Source organism: Geodermatophilus tzadiensis (assembly GCF_003002915.1).
In the GTDB taxonomy this organism is placed as follows: domain Bacteria; phylum Actinomycetota; class Actinomycetes; order Mycobacteriales; family Geodermatophilaceae; genus Geodermatophilus; species Geodermatophilus tzadiensis.
In genome coordinates this window covers 88,820-107,114 of sequence record NZ_PVTG01000002.1, presented here as the reverse complement: position 1 = coordinate 107,114, position 18,295 = coordinate 88,820, and the positions used below count along the sequence as shown (strand labels likewise).

Sequence of the window (18,295 nt, the reverse complement as noted above, 5' to 3'; positions counted from 1 at the left end):
GCCCTACCGCGCCAGCTCGGTCGCCCAGGCCGCGACGGCGATCTCCCCGGTGGTGCCGGCGTCGACCCACACGGGCAGCACCTGGGCGACGTCGCCGGGCACCGGCACCACCCGCAGGGCCTGCCCCTCGGTGGGCCCGCCGGCGGTGACGGTGGCCGACCAGGAGACCCCGGTGACGGCCTGCCGGCCGGGCTGGAGCACCGGCGGGACCGGGCCGGGGTCGCGGACGGTGTAGCTGGAGTCGTGGGCGACGGTGAACGGCACGGGCGCACCGGAGGCGTCGAGGACGGCGACGTCCGGGTAGCCGGTCACCTCGCGGGGCTCGCTGCCGCAGTTGGTGACGGTGAGGACGACGGCGCGGTGCCCGAGTGCGGCGTCGACCTCGCCCGCGGTGACCGAGAGCCCCAGGGGTGAGCACACCGGCGCCACCGGCGAGGGCGACGGGGCGGGTGCGGGCCCGCTCGCGGTCGGGAAGGCGGGCGGCACCGGGACCGGCGGGACGGCGAGCCGCGTCGCCTCGGCCCCGGCCGGCGCGCGGACGGCGACCAGCGCCACCAGGGCGATCGCGAGCACGGCCAGCCCGGCGAGCACCGGTGCGAGCCGGCGGAGGCGGGACGGCGGCGGCACGGCCCGGATCCTCCCCGACGACCGCGCCCGGTCCGGGGACGTGCGGGTCAGCCGCGCGCCGCCCCGAGCCCCAGGACCGCCGCCAGCCCGAGCGCGCTGCGCGGCGCGTACGCCGTCCGCCACAGCCCCCCGTGCACGGCGGCGTGTGCCTCGTCCTGCCAGGGGTGGTCGTGCCGCGGTCCGCCGCCGGTGTGCAGGTCGTGCACGAGCAGCGCGGCCATGAGCACGTTGGACGTCGCCGGTTCGAACACCTCGACGCCGAAGCGGTGCGCCCCGGCGTAGGCGGCGGCCAGCGCCCGGTTCTTCACCACCGAGCGGGTGCGGGTGGGCGGCGCGACGTTCATCGACACCGTCGTCCCGGCCTGGCGGGCGACCGTGGCCCGCCACCGCTGCAGCCGCTTGGCCAGCGCGTAGTTCGGCCCCTGCTGGGCGACCAGGTCGTCGCTGATGCCGGGGTCGGCACCGGGCACGTAGGCCCGCTGCAGCAGCCGCCCCGCCGAGAGGGTCCGCAGCGGGCGGCCGACGAGCTTGCCGAATCGGGAGCGGTCCGCGTAGTTGCGCACCGAGTGCGCGACGGCGTCCCCGGGGACGGCGAAGACGTCGGTGGGCGTGGCCAGGAACGCCAGCGCCGTCTCCGGCCGGGCCGCCTGCACGCGCAGGGTGAGCGCGTCGACGGCGGCCGACACGCGCACATTGAGGGCGCCGTCGGCGTAGACGTAGTCGCCCAGCACCAGCTCGCCCGGCAGTCCGGCGAGCCAGTCGGCGGCCGCGGGCACCTCGCGGACCAGGTCGGCGCCGGCCCCCTCGGGCAGGTCGCCCGAGGTGGGGACCAGCAGCGTGCCGGCGCCCCGCCGGGCGGTGTCGAGCACCCGGCGCCACAGCTCCGGCCGGGGCAGGTCGACGCCGGCCACCGTCGCGCCCCACCGCAGCAGCGCGGTCAGCGGGCCCATCTCCGCGCCGGCGCCGAGCACGGCGACCGTGCGGCCGGGCAGGGGCAGCCACTCCGGGTGCGCCGCGACGGTGCGCACCGCCTCGGCCGCCGACGGCTCGAGCACGCCGCGCTCGACCCAGGTGTCCAGCCGCCGGTGCAGGTCGGCGCCGCGCAGCCGGGCGCCGCGGAAGGGCAGGCTGAGCTCGCGCTCGGGCTCGGCGGTGCCGGTCACCTCGCGGGTGGCCGGCACCCGCCCCGCCGGTGCGCTGAGCAGGGCGGTCAGCGGCTGCTCGCCGTCCGCGCCGGCCACCCGCAGCCGGGCGTGGACGGCGTCGAGCCCGGCACCGGCGATCGCCAGTGCCGCCTCCGCGGAGCCCAGGCCGGCCTCGACCAGCCGGCGGAAGTGCACCAGGTAGCCCGCCCGCCAGTTGGTCTCCTGCTCGGCGGCGCGGGCGCCGACCGGGTCGACCGGCCGCAGCGCGTCGGCGACCACGGCGCGGCCGACCGCCGCGGTGCTGCGGCGACCGTCGGGGCCGGCGGGGAAGACGACGCCGGTGTCGTCGTCCATCAGTCGGTCACCGTGGGCGGCGGGTCGAGCGGCGCCCCCGCCTCCAGCCAGCGCAGCAGCGTGCGCGCGCCGAAGCCGGTGCCGCCCTTGACCACCTCGGCGTCGTCGGAGCCGGCACGCGCGGGGCCGGCGACGTCGAGGTGGGCCCAGGGCAGGTCGCCGGCGAAGGGCTGCAGGAACAGCGCCGCGGTGGTGCCGCCCGGGTTGCCGGGGGCGTTGTTGGCGTCGGCGACGTCGCTGGCGAGCAGGTCGGCGTACTCCTCGGCCAGCGGCATCCGCCAGACCCGCTCACCGGCGTGCAGCGCGGCGGTGGACAGCGCGTCGGCCAGCCCGTCGGTGGTGGCGTACAGGCCCGCGGTGCGGGTGCCGAGCGCGACCTTCATCGCGCCGGTGAGCGTGGCGACGTCGACCAGCACGGTCGCGCCCAGCTCCAGGCGGCCCCACGCCAGGCCGTCGGCGAGCACCATGCGGCCCTCGGCGTCGGTGTTCTGCACCTCGGTGGTGCGCCCGCCGACGTGCCGGACGACGTCGGCCGGCCGGTAGGACGACCCCGACACCGCGTTCTCGGCGGCCGGGACGACGGCGGTCACCGCGACCGGGAGCCCCAGGCGGGCGGCGGCGTCGACGGCGGCCAGCACCGCCGCTCCCCCGGCCATGTCGGTCTTCATCTCCCGCATGCCGGCGTTGGGCTTGATCGAGATGCCGCCGGTGTCGAAGGTGATGCCCTTGCCCACCAGCACCGGCCGGGCCGGGCCGGCACCGGGCGGGTCGTAGGCGGCGACGACGACCCGCGGCGGGGACGCCGACCCGCCGCCGACGGCCAGGACGCCGCCGAACCCACCGGCGCGCAGCTCCTCGGGGCCCAGCACGGTCACCGTCACGTGCGGCAGGCCCGCCAGCCGCTCGACCGCCTGGTCCGCCAGCCAGGCGGGGTCCTTGGTGTTGCTCGGGGTGTTGACCAGGTCCCGCGCCCAGGCGACGGCGCGGCCGGTGACCTCGCCGGCGCGGGCGGCGGCGACCACCGCGGGGTCGGCACCGTCGGTGGCGACGACGGTGACGGTGGCCAGCCGCGGCGGGTGCGGGGTGGAGGTGTCGCGGAAGCGGTAGCCCGCCAGCAGCGCGGCCTCGACCGCGGCCCGGACCTCGTCGGCGCCGGCGGGGGCGGCCGCGCCGTCGACGGGCAGCACCAGCCGGGTGGCGCCGTGCTCGGCGAGGGTCTGCGCGCGGCGCACGGCGGTCGCCACGTAGCCGCGCAGGTCCGGCAGCGTCCCGTCGCCGAGGCCGACGGCGACCAGGCTGCGCGGGCGGCGGCCGGGGACGGGCAGGTTCGTGACCGCGCCCGGCTTGCCGGTGTTGCCGGTGTCGCGGAGCGCCGCGGCCAGCAGCCGTGCGGGCACCGGTGGGAGGGTGCCGAAGGCGGGCCGCTCGAGCCAGGGCGGCAGCGCGCCGCCGGTGCCGACCGGCACGGCCAGCACGTCGTCCTCGCCCAGGCGGGGCAGGGTGGTCAGCAGCTCGACCCGCGGCAAGGGTGCGGCCCCGGTCGCCGGCGTGCTGCCGGCGGCCGGGGCCGCGTCGTCCTGCGCGGTGCTGCCCTCGGGCAGGTGCGCGGCGACGTTCAGCTGGTCGCGCCCTTCAGTGCCTCCGAGAGGGCCTGCGCCTCGTCCGGCGACAGCTCGACGACCAGGCGGCCGCCGCCCTCGAGCGGCACCCGCATGACCAGGCCGCGCCCCTCCTTGGTGACCTCCAGGGGACCTTCACCCGTGCGCGGCTTCATGGCCGCCATGCGTGCCTCCTTCGCCGGCCACCCGCCGCCCCTCTGCGGCTGCGGTGTGGCTGTTGATCGCTGCTGAGCTCCGGAGACATGATCCCGTATCCCCGCCGGGACTCCAACCGGAGCCCCCTACGGGGTGCCTGCGCCGGTCGCCCGGAAGCAGGTGGCGACGTGGTCGTCGACCATCCCGGTGGCCTGCATCAGCGCGTAGGCGGTGGTCGGCCCGACGAAGACGAACCCGCGCCGCTTGAGCTCCCGCGCCATCGCCGTCGACGACGGGCTGGTGGCCGGGACGTCGGCGAGCGTGGCCGGCCGGGGACGCGGTCCGGACGGCGCGAAGGACCACAGCAGCGTGTCGAGCCCGTCCGGCAGCTGCTGGGCGGCGCGGGCGTTGCGGACGGCGGCGGCGATCTTGGCGCGGTTGCGGACGATCCCCGCGTCGGCCATCAGCCGCGCCTCGTCGTCGGCGGTGAAGGCGGCGACCGCGTCGATCGAGAAGCCGGCGAAGGCGGCGCGGAAGGCCGGCCGCTTGCGCAGGATGGTGAGCCACGACAGGCCCGACTGGAACGCCTCGAGGCAGAGCCGCTCGAACAGCGCGTCGTCGCCGTGCAGCTCGGTGCCCCACTCCTCGTCGTGGTAGACGACGTACTCCGGGGCGCTGTCGCCCCACGCGCACCGCACCCGCTCCACGTGCCGGACCGTAGCGCCGGCCCCCGACGGCCGGCGGTGCGCCCGGACGGGTGGTCGTGCGCACGGGAGGGCCGTCGGCGGTCCCCGGGGGCTACGGTCCCCGGGTGCCCGACGCCGCCCTCGCCGCCCAGCTGCTGGTCCTCGCCGAGGCACCGGGGCGCGGCACGGCGCGGCTGGGCCCGCCGTGCACCCCGGACCAGGCCGCCGCGATCGCCGAGGCCGCGGCTGCCGACACCCTCGACGCGGTGCGCGCCACCCCGGTGGCCCGCCGGGTGGTGGCCCTCGACGGCGACCCCGGCGACCTGGACCTGTCCGGCTGCACCGTCGTCCCGCAGACGGGCGGCGACACGGGCACCCGGCTGGCCGCCGCCTTCGCCGACGCGATGGACGGCGCGGCCGTGCCGACGCTGCTCATCGGCACCGGCACCCCGCAGGTGACGCCGGCGCTGCTGGCCGCCTGCCTGGACCGGCTGGTCACGACCAGCCGGCAGACGGCGGTGCTCGGTGCCGCGCCGGACGGCCGCTGGTGGGCGCTCGGCCTGCACGCGGCCCTCGAGGCCGGCGTCCTGCCCGACGTGCCGACGGCCCGCACCGACACGGCGGAGCGGACGCGGCAGGCGCTGGAGGACGCCGGGCTGACCGTGCTCGACCTGCCCGAGCTCACCGACGTCGGCTCCTTCCCCGACGCGCTGACGGCGGCCGCCGCCTGCGACCCCGGCACCCGCACCGCGCAGGTGGTCGCCGAGGTGGCCGGTGAGGTGGCCGGTGAGCTCCCCGGGGACCCGGCGCCGGGTCAGCCGCGGGGCACCGTCACCGTGCCGTCGGCGAGGTCCTTGGCGTAGAGGTCGCGCAGCCGGTTGGTGTCGCTCGCGGTCAGCGCCTGCGACGTCGTCACCAGCACGCGGTCGCCGTCCACGGCCATCAGCCGGCCGTACTCGGCCGGGGTCACCGACCCGGTGGGACCGTTGGTGGCGCGGCCGGCGGCGTCGGCGGTCACCAGCGTCAGCGCGCCGGTGCCGAGGTCGCGGCGGAGGTGGTCGGTGTGGCCGTTGCCGTCGCCGGGGACCTGCGCCGCGGCGGTGGCGAAGAAGGCGTACCGGCCGGTCGGGTCGAGCTCGACCCGGTGCTCCCACACCGCCGTCTGGCCGTTGCCCAGCGGGGTCACCGCGCCGGTGGTGGTGTCCACGCGGTACGCCAGGCCGGTCGGCCAGCTCGCGGTCGGCGTCGACGTCGTCACCTTCGCGGCGGTGACCAGCGCGACGTGACGCCCGTCGTCGCTGAGCGCGACGTCGCCGGCGTCGCGGTGGACGCCGTACTCCACCGGCCGGCCGCCGACGGGGACCGCCGAGACCACGAGGGCCTGCCCGGCGCCCGGGCCCGACAGCGTCTTGCGGTAGAGCACCACCGGGCCGGAGGACGACGTCGCCGGGAACAGCGCGAACCGGCCGTCGGGGGTGACCGCGAGCGCGGGGCCGGTGGCGGCGCGCGGCAGGTCGCCCCCGGTGGCGGACGTCGACACCCGGGTCACCGCGCCGGTCGACAGCGTCTTGGCGAACACGTCGACGACGCCGTTGGTGTCGCCGGGCACCAGGTCGGGGCGGGCGGAGTAGAAGAGCACCAGGTCGCCGCTGCCGGACAGGACGACGGTCGGGCTGGTGGCGTGCACGGCGGCGCCGGTCTGCAGGACGGTGCCGGCGACCGACGGGTGGACGCTCCCCCGGGCCGGCACGCTGACCAGCTCCCAGGTGCCCGACCGGGTGTCGAGCCGGTAGACGTCGGCGAGCCGGTTGGTGTCCTCGGGGCGCAGCGCGGCGGTCGTGGCGAGGGCGACGTAGCGGCCGTCGTCGCTGACCGCGGGGGCCGCCGCGTTGGTCGGGTCGCTGCTGCCGGTGGCCGAGGCGGGCAGCGGCGCGATGCGGCGGGCGGTGCCGGCGGCCCGGTCGAGCAGGTGGAGCTCGTAGGCGGTGTTGGTGTCGGACTCCTCCCAGCGCGCCGACGTGCCGACGACGACGAAGCGCCCGTCGGCGCTGGCCGCCACGCCGCCGCTCTGCGCCGCGCCCTCGGCCGGGACGCCCGTCGCCACCGGGGTGACGGCGACCTCGGCCGACGGCGACGAGGCGTTGCCGGAGGTGTCCACGGCGACCACCCGCAGCCGGCGCTCGGTGCCGTTGACCAGGCCGGTCACCGTGACCTGGGTGGCCGGCGCGGTGGCGGTCGCCAGCGTGCCGCCGTCCTCGGCGAGCACGCGGTAGGCGGTGACGTCGGGCTCGCCGTTCGCCGTCCAGCGCAGCAGCGCCCGTCTGTCCCCGGCGGTGACCGTGACGCCCGCCGGGGCCGTGGGTGCGACCTGGTCGAACGGCCGCGCGGTCACCGCGGGATCGCTGGTGGGTGAGGCGTTGGCGTGCCGGTCGACGGCCTGGACCCGGTAGCCGTAGGTGGTGCCGTTGACGACGCCGGCGTCGGTCCAGCCCGTCCCGGCCACCCGCGCCACCTCGACGCCGTCGCGGTACAGGACGTAGCGGTCGACGTCGGCCTCGGCGTTCGCCTGCCAGGCCAGCTCGACCGAGCCGTCCCGCGCGGTGGCCACCAGGCCGGTCGGCGCCGCCGGTGGGGTCTGGTCGGTCGGCCGCGCGGTCACCGCCGGGTCGGAGAGCGCCGAGGCGTTGCCGTGCCGGTCGACGGCCTGGACCCGGTAGGCGTACGTGCTGCCGTTGACCAGACCGGTGTCCACCCGGCTGGTGCCGGCCACCCGCGCCACCTCGACGCCGTCGCGGTACAGGACGTAGCGGTCGACGTCGGCCTCGGCGTTCGCCTGCCAGGCCAGCTCGACCGAGCCGTCCCGCGCGGTGGCCACCAGCCCGGTCGGCGCCGCCGGTGGGGTCTGGTCGGTCGGCCGCGCGGTCACCGCGGGGTCGCTGGTTGGCGAGACGTTCGCGTGCCCGTCCACCGCGGCGAGGCGGTAGGCGTAGGTGGTGTCGTTGGCCAGCCCGGTGTCGGTCCAACTGGTGCCGGTCACCCGGACGACCTCCGCACCGTCGCGGTGGACGACGTAGCGGTGCAGGTCGGGCTCCGTGTTCGCGGCCCAGCGGAGCTCCACCGCCCCGTCGCGGGCGACCGCCACCAGCCCGGTCGGCGTCGCGGGAGCGGTCTGGTCGGTGGGGCGCGCGGTCACCGCCGGGTCGGAGAACGCCGAGGCGTTGCCGTGCCCGTCCACCGCGGCCAGCCGGTAGGCGTAGGTGGTGTCGTTGACCACCCCGGTGTCGGTCCAGCCGGTGCCGGCCACCCGGGCGACCTCGACCCCGTCGCGGTGGACGACGTACCGCTGCAGGTCGGGCTCGGGGTTGGCGGCCCAGTACAGCTCCACCGCCCCGTCGCGGGCGACCGCCACCAGCCCGGTCGGCGTCGCGGGCGGGGTGAGGTCGGTCGGGCGGGCCGACACGGCGGGTGCCGAGGCCGCCGAGAGGTTGCCGTGCCGGTCGACGGCGGCCAGCCGGTAGGCGTAGGTGGTGTCGTTGGCGACGCCGGTGTCGGTCCACGACGTGCCGGTGGTCACCCGCGCCACCTCGACGCCGTCCCGGTGGACCACGTAGGCGGCCAGGTCGGACTCGGTGTTCGCCGTCCACGACAGCACCACCCGCGTGTCCCCCGCGGTGGCCACCAGCCCGGTCGGCGTCGCCGGTGGCGTCAGGTCCGTCGGCCGCGCGGACGCGACGGGGCTCGAGGCGGCCGACCAGTTCCCCGAGGTGTCGTGGGTCTGCACCGTGTAGCCGTACGTCCGGTCACCGACGACCGCCGTGTCGGTCCAGCTCGCCGTCGCGCGGCCCGCGAGCAGGCCGGTGACGGGGGTGCCGTCGCGGAGCACGCGGTAGCCGTCGGCGTCCGGGTCGGCGGAGTTCGGCGTCCAGGTGACCGTCGCCCACATGTTCCCCGCGGTGGCCGTGACACCGGTCGGCGGAGCCGGTGCGACCGAGTCGCGGGGCGTGCCGGTCACCGGCGTGCTGCGGGTGCTGCCCTCCCCGGTGGACCCGAGGAGCGCCGTCCTCGTCCGGACGGTGACCGTGTACGTGTGGCCGTTGACCAGGCCGGTGATGACTGCACTGGTGCCCGCCGGGCTGGCCTTGATGTCGTTGTCCAGGAAGACGTCGTAACCCGAGACGAAGCTCTCGCTGGCCGGCGCCGTCCAGGACACGGTGAGCGCCCGGTCGGAGCCCACGGCCGACACGTTGGTCGGCGGCACCGGGTCGGCGAAGCTGGCCGTCGCCAAGTCCGGCTGGCGCACCGAGCCGGAGCCGGACAGCGCCAGGCCGACGAGCACGAGCGCTCCCAGCAGGCGGACCGCCCACCGCCGTCGGCGTCCCGCCGTCCGGTCCCTCTGCTGCCGCGCCACCGTCGCCTCCAGCCGCCCCCGGAGTGCCCAGGTGCCGCGAGAGGATCGGCCGCCGCGCCGCCGTGTTGAGTCCGGCCGGGAGCCGGATGTGCTCGGACGTCACCGGGATCCCGTCAGTGGACTCCCGCGATCTGTGGACAACCCGATGAGCTGGGGATTCGTCCGGCAGCGGGTATGTCGGTGGGGTAGACTTCGCACATGCGTTCGAGTGATCCGCGGACCGGTGACGTGCTGGACGACGTCGCCACGCTGGTCGCCGAGCGCAACCGGATTGACGCCCTGCTGGCCCGTCGGGTGCGAGCCGCGGAGCTGACCCAGGCACCCGAGCGCGACGGGCTGAAGAGCATGCGCTCGTGGCTGCCCGGGCACTGCCGGCTGTCGCCTGCGGCGGCCGCCCGGATCATCGGGAACGGTCGGGTGCTCGACCACCTGCCCGCGCTGGCCGAGGCCCACGACGCCGGCCTGGTCTCGGCCGAGCACGTGGCCGTCGCCGCGACCGCGCTGACGCCGGAACGCCTGCAGACCGCCGCCGACGGCGGCGTGGACCTCGCGCAGATCGATGCGGTGCTCACCGAGGCGGCGATCGAGCAGCGGTACACCGACTTCGTCACCGTCGTGCGCCACTACCTGGCCCGCCTCGATTCCGACGGCCCCGAGCCCGACCCCACCGAGGGACGGCGGCTCTCGCTCGCGAAGCACGCCGACGGGTCGCTGTCGGTGCGCGGTGAGCTCGACGCCGTCGGTGGGGAGAAGCTGCAGGCGGCGCTGGAGTCCTTCGTGCAGGCCGACCGCCCGGCCGGAGCCGCGCTCAGCGGCTGGGGGATGCGCTGGTGCAGCTGTGCGACACCGCGCTGGCCGCCGGCGGCCTGCCGGTCCTGCGCACGGTCAAGCCGCACGTCGCGGTGGTGATCGATCTCGAGGACCTGGCCGACCCTGCGACCGGACCGGCCACCGCGACCATGGGCTTCGGCGCGGTCATCTCCGCCGCCCGCGCCCGCTGGATCGCCTGCGACAGCACCGTCTCCCGCGTCGTGTTCGGCCCCGACGGCGCCCCGATCGACCTCGGCCGCGAGCAACGGCTGGCCGACCGCTATCTGCGTCGCGCGGTCGAGCTACGCGACGGCGGGTGTGTGTTCACCGGCTGCGGTGCCCCGACGTGGTGGGCGGAGGTGCACCACCTCATCCACTGGCTCGACGGCGGCGAGACCAACCTCAACAACAGCGCGCTGCTGTGCGAGCGCCACCACACCCAGGTCCACCACGGCTTCCGCGTCGAACGACAACCCGACGGCACCTGGCGCACCTGGCGACCCGACGGCACCGAGATCCGCACCGGACCACCACTCGTCCGACCCGCCGCCTGACCGGGGCAGCGAGGGGAGCCGTCCTAGGGCACCGGCGCGTCGACCGCGGCGGGCGCCGGGGCGTTGCGCCGGGTGGCGAGCACGCAGCCGGCCAGCACCAGCGGCAGGCCCACGGCCAGGCCGAGGGTGAACGGCTCGTCGAGCAGCAGCACCCCGGCGAGGACGGCGACGGCCGGGTTGACGAAGGTGATCACCAGCGCCCGCTGTGGGCCGACCTCGCGGATGAGCGCGAAGAACAGCACCAGCGCCAGCGCGGTGCACACGACGCCCAGCGCCGCCAGCGACCCGATCGCCCGGGTCGACGCCGTCCCCACCTCACCGATCCGCGGCAGCGCGAACGGCGCGTACACCAGCGCGGTCGCCACCAGGGCCAGCGAGCTGACCGCCACCCCCGGGACGTCGGCGAGCCGGCGGCTGGCCACCAGCGGCGCGGTGCCGTAGCCGACGACGACCAGGACCACCGCAAGGACCGGCAGCAGCGCGATCCCCTCGACGTCGAAACCGAGCAGCGCGACGATCCCGGCGACGCCCAGCCCCATGCCCACCAGCCGCACCCGGGTCAGCCGCTCCTCGTCGCCCACCAGCCGGGCGGCCAGCGCCGCGACGAACGGCACCGAGGCCACGAGCAGCCCGGTCAGCGAGCTCGACAGCGTGTCCTCGGCGTAGGACAGCAGCAGCCACGGCCCGGTCATCTCCAGCACCGTGAACAGCAGCAGCGGCCGCCAGTGCCGCAGCGCCGGCCGCAACTGCCCGCGGGCGAGCGTCAGCGGCAGCAGCAGCACCGCGCCGACGAGGCAGCGGACGAAGACGACGACCACCGGCGAGGTCTCCTCGACGGCGACCTTGATCAGCAGGTAGGGCACCCCCCAGATCACCGACATCGCCAGGAACAGCGCCCACCCGCGACGGCTCACCGGCCGCCTCCGTCGTCCTCGTGCACCCGGTCATCCTGACGCCCGCCCCTCGGGCACCCTGGACCGGTGCCACGCGTCCTGTTCCACGCCGTCCACCACCCGCACCCCGAGCACCTCGACGCCCTGCTCGGCGCCATGCGGCGGCTCAACGAGGCCGCCCGGGGCATCGAGGGCCTCGAGGAGATCGGCGCCTTCCACGACGCCGAGGGCGGCCGCGTCGTCGCCATCTCGGTGTGGTCCTCCCCCGAGGCGTTGCAGGCCGGCAGCGCGCGCCTGTTCGCCGGGGTCGGCGACCTGCCGCTCGACCAGTGGGAGCGCCGGCCGCGCGAGCTGCTCACCCTGCCCGAGGTGGCGCGGTGAGCGGCGCCTGGTCCGGCTACGGCACCTTCGTCCTCCTCGCCGTCGTCCTGGTGCTCGTGCCCGGGCCCGACTTCGCGGTGGTCGTCCGCAACACCCTCGCCGGCGGGCGGCGCCGCGGCGCGTGGAGCGCGGTGGGCATCACCGCCTCGAACGTCGTGCAGGGGACGGCGGCCGCGACCGGGCTGGCCGCGGTGGTCGTCCGCGTCGAGCCGCTGTTCCAGGCGATCCGCTGGATCGGCGTCGGCTACCTCGCCTACCTGGCGGTGCAGGCGTTCGTCTCCGCCGTCCGCGGCCGGTACGCCGACCTCGACGGTGGCGGGACGGCGGCCGGCGGGGGTGCGTCGGCCGGGCTGCGCCAGGGTTTCCTGTCCAACGTCACCAACCCGAAGGTGCTGGCCTTCTACCTGGCCGTGCTGCCGCAGTTCCTCGGCCCGGGCACCGCCGTCCCCGTGCTCATGGCCTACGCGCTGACCCACGCGGCGGTCGGGCTCGTCTGGCTGCTGGGCCTCGTCACCGTGCTGCACCGGGCGCGGCGGCTGCTCGCCCGGCGGCCGGTGCGCCGGGCGCTCGACGCGTTCACCGGGTGCGCGCTGCTCGCCTTCGGCGCCCGCCTCGCCGCCGACCGGGGGTGAGCCTCAGCCGACCGGCCAGGCCACCTCGAGGTGCGGGGCGTCGGGGTCCGCGGCGTCCCGGTCGGTGGGGTGGACCTCCGCCGGGTTGCCCGCCCGCGCCAGGCCCGCGGCGTCCACCCACGCCCCGACCGCCTCGTAGGCGCCGAGGATGCCGGGGAACGGCGCCTGCCGCCGGGACAGGCAGGTGACCGTGCGGACGACCCCGTCGAGCTCGTCGACGGTCAGCCGCGCCTCGCGGGTCAGCAGCTCGGCCTCCGGCACGTCCCGCAGCCTCACCTCGTACACGTCCGCGTCCTCCTCGCCGGCCCTCGTCAGCAGCTCCACCAGCGCCCGGCGGTCCCGGACGTCGTCCTCCACCCCGGCCCACCACCGCGCCACGGCCGCGCGCCGCTGCGCCGCCGGCAGGTCGACGACGTCGCGCACCCGCCCCAGCGGCATGCCCGCCCGCCGCAGCAGCGCGATCAGCCGCGCCCACGCGAACTCGCCGGCCAGCAGGTGTCCGCCCACGGGAGCGGTCTGCGGCCCGCCCCGGGGGGCTCGAGCCGACGGGCCTTGCGGACGGCGGAGGGCTCCGCTGCACTGCCCGGCATGACCGCCGACGACCGCCTCGCCGCCCTGGTCGACGCCCTCGCCGGTGAGCCCGGCGTGGCGCCCCCGCAGCCGGGACGGCGCCGGTTCGGCTCGACGGCGCTGACGGTCGACGGGTCGGTCTTCGCGATGGCCGTCGGCGGGGCGCTGGTGCTGAAGCTGCCGCGCGAGCGGGTGGCCGCGCTGGTGGCCGCCGGGGCGGGCAGCCCCTTCGCCAACGGCAGCGGCCGGCCGATGCGCGAGTGGGTGGCCCTCGGCTCGGACGACGCGCTCGACCTGGCGCTCGCGCGGGAGGCGCTGGCCTTCGTCGGCGGCCGCTGACCGGTTTCCCGTCCGACGCCGCCGGGCAGCGTCCGGGGACGCGACGACGGGAGGCCCGGGTGTCCGACGCACCGACGCGACCCGCGGCCCGGCGACGGCTGCTGGTCTCGGGCCTGCTGCTGGGCCTGGGGACGGCGGGCGCGGTCGACGAGATCGTGTTCCACCAGCTGCTGCACTGGCACCACTTCTACGACCGGGCCAGCGGCGCGGCGGGGCTGGTCTCCGACGGGCTGCTGCACGCGGGCACCTTCTCCGCCGCCGTCGCGGGCATGGCGCTGTTCGCCGACGCCCGCCGCCGCGGCCGGTTCGCCCCGCCGCTGTGGTGGGGCGCGGTGCTCACCGGCGCCGGCGCCTTCCAGGTGTGGGACGGCCTGGTGCACCACAAGCTGCTGCGCCTGCACCAGGTGCGCTACGGCGTCGACCTGACCGGCTACGACGTCGGCTGGGTGCTGCCGGGGGCGCTCCTGCTCGCCGCCGGGGTCGTGCTGCTGCGGCGGGCCCGCACCGAACCCGCGCGGTGACCGTCCTCCTGCTGGCCGCCGGCGCGGCGTACGTGGCCGCCACCTGGCGGTGCCGCAGTCCCTGGCCGCTGGCCCGCACCGCGGCCTGGCTGGCCGGCCTGGCCGCCGCCGGGGTCGCCGTCGCCGGCCCGCTGCGGGCGCACGCCGACCTGCACGCGCACATGGCCGGGCACCTGCTGCTCGGCATGGTGGCGCCGCTGCTGCTCGTGCTCGCCGCCCCGGTCACCCTCGCGCTGCGCGCCCTGCCGCCGCCGGCCGCGCGCCGGCTGTCCCGGCTGCTGCGCACCGCGCCCGCCCGGTGGCTGGCCGACCCACTGGTCGCCGTCCCGCTCAACGCCGCCGGGCTGTGGCTGCTCTACGGCACCGGGCTGCACACAGCAGTCGCGCACCGACCCGGCCTGGCCGCACTCGTCTGGCTGCACGTGCTGTCCAGCGGGTACCTCGCCACCGCGGCGGTGCTCGCCGTCGACCCGGCGCCGCACCGCCGGCCTGTGGCCGTACGCGCGCTGTCGCTGGCCGGCGGGGCGGCCGCGCACGACGTCCTGGCCAAGGTCCTCTACGCCGCCCCGCCCGCGGGCACCGTCGGCGCCGAGCAGGGCGCGCGGCTCATGTACGACGGCGGCACCGTAGTCACCCTGGTCACGGCGGCGCTGCTGTGGCGGCGCTGGTACGTCAGCCGCGACGCCGTCCGGGCGGCCGCTCAGCCGGGATAGGTGCGGGCGAACCGGGCGAACCGGCGCAGCGCGACCCGGAAGCCCACGACGACGAACGGGCGCGCCAGCGGCCAGCCGGCCCGGCCCAGCAGGCCGAAGGGCGGGTACCACCGTTCGGTCAGGACCAGGTCGGTGCCGCCCCCGGCGGGCGTGAGCTCGAAGATGCCCGGACCGCGCACGATCCGGCCGGTGTGCTGGACGACCACCCGCCGCGGCGGGTCCCACTCGGTGACCACCATCGTGTCGAGCACGCCGAGGTGCCGGCCGCGCCGCCACGGCAGCGGGACGCCGGTCCGCGCGGCCAGCCGCACGCCGACGCCCTGCTCCGCGGCGGTGACCACCTCGACGTCGGTCGCCGGCATCCACCGCCCCTGGCCGCGCCAGTCGGTGAGCGCGGCCCACACCCGCTCCGGCGGCGCCTCCACGTGCACCGGCAGCACCAGTTCAGGCATCGCTGCGCGCCTCCCGCGTGCCCGTGTCCTCCGCCGCGGCGGTCCCGTCCTGCGCCGGCGCCGGCGGCAGGGTCAGCCCGGGGTCGGTGGCGGCGTCGGCGGCCCGTCCCGGCCGCTCGCCCTCGGCCCGCAGCGCCGCGATGACCTCGTCGCGCTCCTCGATCGTCTGGGCGAGCTGCTCGAGCAGCCAGTCGACCTCGGTCATCCGGTAGCCGCGCACGGCCACGGAGATCTGCAGCGCCCGCACGTCGGCGCCGGTCACCGGGCGGTCCTCGGGCAGCTCCACCGGCGAGCGGTCGAGGTCGGCCGGCGGTTGGGTCTCCCCGCGGCCGAGCAGCACCGACCCGCCGAGGAACAGCAGCGCTCCGACGACGGCGACCGCGGCCAGCCCGACGAGGAGGGACAGCACCGGCGTCCTCAGCCCTCGACCGGCTCGACCGGCCCGGACAGCGGCGCCCGCATGCCGCCCCCGCCGCCACCGTTCGCGCCGGCGGCCTCGGCCTCCTTGATCAGCGCGAGCACCTCGTCGACGTCGTCGGTGACGGTGAACAGGTCGAGGTCTCCGGGGCTGATCGTGCCGGACTCCAGCAGCGCGCCGCGGATCCACTCGACCAGCCCCGACCAGTACGCGGTGCCGAACAGGACGACGGGGAAGCGGGTCACCTTGCGGGTCTGCACCAGGGTCAGCGCCTCGAACAGCTCGTCGAGGGTGCCGAAGCCGCCGGGGAGGATGACGAAGGCCTGCGCGTACTTCACGAACATCGTCTTGCGGACGAAGAAGTAGCGGAAGCTGATGCCGACGTCGACCCACTCGTTGAGCTCCTGCTCGAACGGCAGTTCGATGCCCAGGCCCACCGAGAGCCCACCGGCCTCGTGGGCGCCGCGGTTGGCCGCCTCCATCGCGCCCGGCCCCCCGCCGGTGATGACCGCGTAGCCGGCGCGGGCCAGCGCCGCGCCGATCCGCACACCGGCCTCGTAGTGGGGGTGGTCGGGCTTCGTGCGCGCGCTGCCGAAGACGCTGACCGCCCGGGGCAGCTCGGCGAGCAGGCCGAAGCCCTCGACGAACTCGGACTGGATGCGCAGGACGCGCCACGGGTCGGTGTGCACCCAGTCGGTGGGCCCGCGCCGGTCGAGCAGCCGCTGGTCGGTCGTCGTCCCGACGGTCTGCGAGTCGGGCTCGCCGCCGCGCAGCACCACCGGGCCGCGGTGGCGCGTCGGGCGGGGCCTGCGGGCGCCGTCGGGCGGTGGGGTGGTCGTCATGCGCGGTCTCCGGACAGGTAGGCGGTCAGGGCGTCCTCGGCCGGCTGCAGGCGCTCGACCAGCACCGACTCCTCGCGGGTGTGCGCCAGCTGCGGGTCGCCGGGGCCGTAGTTGACCGCCGGGATGCCGAGTGCGGCGAAGCGGGCCACGTCGGTCCAGCCGAGCTTGGCCCGGGCCGGGCGGCCGACGGCGGCGACGAACGCCGCGGCCGCGGGCTCGGTGAGCCCCGGCAACGCGCCGCCGGCGTTGTCGGTGACCGTCAGCGTGGCACCGGCGGCGATCGCCTCGGCGAACACCTCGCGGACGTGCGCCTCGGCGGCGTCCTCGTCGCGGTCGGGCGCGTAGCGGAAGTTGACCGTCAGCGCGGCCTCGTCGGGGACGACGTTGCCGGCCACGCCCCCGGAGATGCCGACGGCGTTGAGGCCCTCGCGGTAGTGGCAGCCGTCGATGTCCACCTCGCGCGGCCGGTAGGCCGCCAGCGCGGCCAGCGCCCCGGCCAGCCCGTGGACGGCGTTGACGCCCAGCCAGCTGCGGGCGCTGTGCGCGCGCCGTCCCCGGGTCTCCAGCCGGGCGCGCAGCGTGCCCTGGCAGCCGGCCTCGATCTCCCCGTCGGTGGGCTCGAGCAGGACGGCGAGGTCGCCGTAGAGCCAGCCGCGCCGCTCCCGGACCACCCGGCCCAGGCCGCTCCTGACCGACTCGACCTCCTCGTTGTCGTAGAAGACGAACGTCAGGTCGTGCACGGGCGCGGCGCCGGGGACGCCGAAGCGGCCGGCCAGCCGCAGCATCACCGCGTCGCCGGACTTCATGTCGCTGGTGCCGCAGCCGAACACCCGCCCGTCCTCGAGCCGGCTGGGCACGTTGTCGGCGATCGGCACGGTGTCGAGGTGCCCGGCGAGGACGACGCGGGTGTCGCGGCCGAGGTCCGTGCGCGCCAGCACGGTGTCGCCGACCCGCTCCACCTCCAGGCCGCCGAGTGCCCGCAGCGCGGCCTCCACGGCGTCGGCCAGCGCGCGCTCGTCGCCGGAGACCGAGGGGGTGTCCACCAGCGCCCGGGTGAGGGTGAGCACGTCGGCGGAGAGGTCCAGGTCGGGCGGGGCGCTCACGGGCACCGAGCCTACGTCCGGGCTCCCCCACCGGCCGTCCCAGCGCGCCGACCTCGGTACCGTCGGTGCCCGTGACCGCCCCCGCCCGCTCCGCCGTCGCCGCCGGTCTCGCGACCGTCACCGCCTCCGGGACCGTGCTCGACACCTGGTACCCCTCCCCCGCGCTCGGCGCCGACGGGCCGGCCGGCACGCGGCAGCTGGGCACCCTCGAGCTGGAGGGCGAGCTCGGCCCCGAGTTCTCCGGCCTGGTGCGCACCGACGACGTCCGCGGCGTGCAGGTGGTCGGCGTCCGGACGACGATCGCCGACCTCGACGCGCCGCCGGCCGACGCGCACGACGTCTACCTGCGGCTGCACCTGATCTCGCACCGCCTGGTCCGCCCGCACGGGGTCGACCTCGACGGCGTCTTCGGCCTGCTCGCCAACGTGGCGTGGACCAGCGCCGGCCCGGTGCTGGCCACGGAGCTGACCCCCGCCCGGCGGGCGTCGCTGCGCGCGGCGCACGGGCACCTGACCGTGCTGTCGGTGGACAAGTTCCCGCGGATGGTCGACTACGTGCTGCCCTCCGGCGTGCGCGTCGCCGACGCCGACCGGGTGCGGCTGGGCGCCCACCTGGCCGAGGGGACGACGGTCATGCACGAGGGCTTCGTCAACTACAACGCCGGCACCCTGGGCCCCTCGATGGTCGAGGGCCGGATCAGCGCGGGCGTCGTCGTCGGCGCCGACAGCGACGTCGGCGGCAGCGCGTCGATCATGGGCACGCTCTCCGGCGGCGGCAAGGAGGTCGTCTCGATCGGCACCGGCTGCCTGCTGGGGGCCAACTCCGGCATCGGCATCTCGCTCGGCGACGACTGCGTGGTCGAGGCCGGCTGCTACGTCACCGCCGGCTCGCGGATCACGCTGCCCGACGGCTCGGTGGTCAAGGGCCGCGAGCTGTCCGGGCGCAGCGGGCTGCTGTTCCGCCGCAACAGCGTCACCGGGGCGCTGGAGGCCCTGCCGCGCACCGGCACCTGGGGCGAGCTCAACGCCGCGCTGCACGCCAACACCTGACCCGCAGGTCCGGCACTAGGCTCGCCGCGACCCTGGCGGACGGA

At 77.1% G+C, this 18,295-nt stretch carries 21 protein-coding genes; 9 read left to right on the top strand and 12 right to left on the bottom strand.

Going from position 1 to position 18,295, the window contains the following annotated elements; all coding sequences use genetic code 11:
- Window positions 1–3: 3 nt before the first annotated feature.
- The 5 genes from LY71_RS03530 to LY71_RS03510 form a co-directional block, all read right to left on the bottom strand.
- Entirely contained in the window at window positions 4–627 is a 624-nt protein-coding gene (locus LY71_RS03530; protein ID WP_211297126.1) for a DUF4232 domain-containing protein, read from the bottom strand.
- 47 nt (window positions 628–674) lie between these two features.
- Window positions 675–2,126: a hypothetical protein gene (locus LY71_RS03525; RefSeq protein ID WP_106275589.1), complete on the bottom strand. Its 1,452-nt coding sequence runs from the start codon at window positions 2,124–2,126 to the stop codon at window positions 675–677.
- Window positions 2,126–3,652, bottom strand: coding sequence for a leucyl aminopeptidase family protein (locus LY71_RS03520; RefSeq protein ID WP_106275588.1), 1,527 nt, complete (start codon window positions 3,650–3,652; stop codon window positions 2,126–2,128). The genes LY71_RS03525 and LY71_RS03520 overlap by 1 nt, the downstream gene beginning before the upstream one ends.
- 89 nt (window positions 3,653–3,741) lie before the next feature.
- Entirely contained in the window at window positions 3,742–3,909 is a 168-nt protein-coding gene (locus tag LY71_RS03515; RefSeq protein ID WP_091115270.1) for a DUF3117 domain-containing protein, read from the bottom strand.
- 117 nt (window positions 3,910–4,026) lie between these two features.
- Window positions 4,027–4,587 carry a DNA-3-methyladenine glycosylase I gene (locus LY71_RS03510; RefSeq protein ID WP_106275587.1) on the bottom strand — a complete coding sequence of 187 codons (561 nt, stop codon included), beginning with the start codon at window positions 4,585–4,587 and terminating at the stop codon, window positions 4,027–4,029.
- A 104-nt stretch (window positions 4,588–4,691) separates the two neighbouring features.
- Between LY71_RS03510 and LY71_RS03505 the strand changes: the two genes are divergently transcribed.
- The gene (locus LY71_RS03505) at window positions 4,692–5,429 is read left to right on the top strand and encodes a TIGR04282 family arsenosugar biosynthesis glycosyltransferase (protein ID WP_106275876.1); all 738 of its coding nucleotides are present in this window, start codon (window positions 4,692–4,694) and stop codon (window positions 5,427–5,429) included.
- Here the strand turns inward: LY71_RS03505 and LY71_RS03500 are convergent.
- Window positions 5,381–8,902 (bottom strand): fibronectin type III domain-containing protein, encoded by a 3,522-nt coding sequence (locus LY71_RS03500; protein ID WP_146146051.1) that lies wholly within the window; start codon window positions 8,900–8,902, stop codon window positions 5,381–5,383. The two genes, LY71_RS03505 and LY71_RS03500, sit on opposite strands and share 49 nt — an antisense overlap.
- Before the next feature lie 270 nt (window positions 8,903–9,172).
- Here LY71_RS03500 and LY71_RS03495 point away from each other — a divergent pair, with 270 nt between their 5' ends.
- Both LY71_RS03495 and LY71_RS24600 read left to right on the top strand, forming a co-directional pair.
- A complete protein-coding gene (locus tag LY71_RS03495; protein WP_342747995.1) occupies window positions 9,173–9,883 on the top strand; it encodes a DUF222 domain-containing protein in 711 nt (236 codons plus the stop codon).
- Window positions 9,805–10,338 (top strand): HNH endonuclease signature motif containing protein, encoded by a 534-nt coding sequence (locus LY71_RS24600; RefSeq protein ID WP_342747994.1) that lies wholly within the window; start codon window positions 9,805–9,807, stop codon window positions 10,336–10,338. Before LY71_RS03495 ends, LY71_RS24600 begins: the two co-directional genes overlap by 79 nt.
- 23 nt (window positions 10,339–10,361) lie before the next feature.
- Here the strand turns inward: LY71_RS24600 and LY71_RS03490 are convergent, their stop codons facing one another.
- Window positions 10,362–11,252, bottom strand: a complete 891-nt coding sequence (locus tag LY71_RS03490; RefSeq protein WP_106275585.1) for a DMT family transporter — start codon at window positions 11,250–11,252, stop codon at window positions 10,362–10,364.
- 66 nt (window positions 11,253–11,318) lie between these two features.
- Here LY71_RS03490 and LY71_RS03485 point away from each other — a divergent pair, with 66 nt between their 5' ends.
- Window positions 11,319–11,612 carry an antibiotic biosynthesis monooxygenase gene (locus tag LY71_RS03485; RefSeq protein ID WP_106275584.1) on the top strand — a complete coding sequence of 98 codons (294 nt, stop codon included), beginning with the start codon at window positions 11,319–11,321 and terminating at the stop codon, window positions 11,610–11,612.
- Window positions 11,609–12,244 (top strand): LysE family translocator, encoded by a 636-nt coding sequence (locus LY71_RS03480; RefSeq protein WP_106275583.1) that lies wholly within the window; start codon window positions 11,609–11,611, stop codon window positions 12,242–12,244. The genes LY71_RS03485 and LY71_RS03480 overlap by 4 nt, the downstream gene beginning before the upstream one ends.
- A gap of 3 nt (window positions 12,245–12,247) precedes the next feature.
- Here the strand turns inward: LY71_RS03480 and LY71_RS03475 are convergent, their stop codons facing one another.
- Complete coding sequence (locus LY71_RS03475; protein WP_106275582.1) at window positions 12,248–12,751, bottom strand: hypothetical protein; 504 nt, start codon at window positions 12,749–12,751, stop codon at window positions 12,248–12,250.
- A gap of 81 nt (window positions 12,752–12,832) precedes the next feature.
- Here LY71_RS03475 and LY71_RS23680 point away from each other — a divergent pair, with 81 nt between their 5' ends.
- From LY71_RS23680 to LY71_RS03460, 3 genes are read left to right on the top strand one after another with little or no spacing between them, the layout of a single operon-like run.
- Entirely contained in the window at window positions 12,833–13,153 is a 321-nt protein-coding gene (locus LY71_RS23680) for a TfoX/Sxy family protein (RefSeq protein ID WP_211297125.1), read from the top strand.
- Window positions 13,154–13,212: 59 nt separating this feature from the next.
- Complete coding sequence (locus LY71_RS03465) at window positions 13,213–13,674, top strand: DUF2243 domain-containing protein (protein WP_211297124.1); 462 nt, start codon at window positions 13,213–13,215, stop codon at window positions 13,672–13,674.
- Window positions 13,671–14,387 (top strand): cytochrome c oxidase assembly protein, encoded by a 717-nt coding sequence (locus LY71_RS03460; RefSeq protein WP_106275581.1) that lies wholly within the window; start codon window positions 13,671–13,673, stop codon window positions 14,385–14,387. The genes LY71_RS03465 and LY71_RS03460 overlap by 4 nt, the downstream gene beginning before the upstream one ends.
- Here LY71_RS03460 and LY71_RS03455 read toward each other — a convergent pair.
- Genes LY71_RS03455 through dapE form a run of 4 tightly spaced genes read right to left on the bottom strand, consistent with a single transcriptional unit; the run spans window position 14,375 to window position 17,202 of the window.
- Window positions 14,375–14,839 (bottom strand): SRPBCC family protein, encoded by a 465-nt coding sequence (locus LY71_RS03455; protein ID WP_106275580.1) that lies wholly within the window; start codon window positions 14,837–14,839, stop codon window positions 14,375–14,377. The two genes, LY71_RS03460 and LY71_RS03455, sit on opposite strands and share 13 nt — an antisense overlap.
- Window positions 14,832–15,248, bottom strand: a complete 417-nt coding sequence (locus tag LY71_RS03450) for a DivIVA domain-containing protein (RefSeq protein ID WP_106275579.1) — start codon at window positions 15,246–15,248, stop codon at window positions 14,832–14,834. Before LY71_RS03450 ends, LY71_RS03455 begins: the two co-directional genes overlap by 8 nt.
- Window positions 15,249–15,256: 8 nt before the next feature.
- Entirely contained in the window at window positions 15,257–16,099 is an 843-nt protein-coding gene (locus LY71_RS03445) for an LOG family protein (RefSeq protein WP_106275578.1), read from the bottom strand.
- Window positions 16,096–17,202, bottom strand: a complete 1,107-nt coding sequence (gene dapE / locus LY71_RS03440; RefSeq protein ID WP_106275577.1) for a succinyl-diaminopimelate desuccinylase — start codon at window positions 17,200–17,202, stop codon at window positions 16,096–16,098. Before dapE ends, LY71_RS03445 begins: the two co-directional genes overlap by 4 nt.
- Before the next feature lie 71 nt (window positions 17,203–17,273).
- Between dapE and dapD the strand changes: the two genes are divergently transcribed.
- Window positions 17,274–18,251 carry a 2,3,4,5-tetrahydropyridine-2,6-dicarboxylate N-succinyltransferase gene (gene dapD, locus LY71_RS03435; RefSeq protein WP_281261582.1) on the top strand — a complete coding sequence of 326 codons (978 nt, stop codon included), beginning with the start codon at window positions 17,274–17,276 and terminating at the stop codon, window positions 18,249–18,251.
- Window positions 18,252–18,295: the final 44 nt, after the last annotated feature.

Coding starts and splice junctions, on each gene's coding strand:
- LY71_RS03525 (WP_106275589.1), bottom strand. CDS start 2,126: ATGGACGACGACACCGGCGTCGTCTTCCCCGCCGGCCCCGACGGTCGC.
- LY71_RS03515 (WP_091115270.1), bottom strand. CDS start 3,909: ATGGCGGCCATGAAGCCGCGCACGGGTGAAGGTCCCCTGGAGGTCACC.
- LY71_RS03495 (WP_342747995.1), top strand. CDS start 9,173: ATGCGTTCGAGTGATCCGCGGACCGGTGACGTGCTGGACGACGTCGCC.
- LY71_RS23680 (WP_211297125.1), top strand. CDS start 12,833: ATGACCGCCGACGACCGCCTCGCCGCCCTGGTCGACGCCCTCGCCGGT.
- LY71_RS03455 (WP_106275580.1), bottom strand. CDS start 14,839: ATGCCTGAACTGGTGCTGCCGGTGCACGTGGAGGCGCCGCCGGAGCGG.
- LY71_RS03445 (WP_106275578.1), bottom strand. CDS start 16,099: ATGACGACCACCCCACCGCCCGACGGCGCCCGCAGGCCCCGCCCGACG.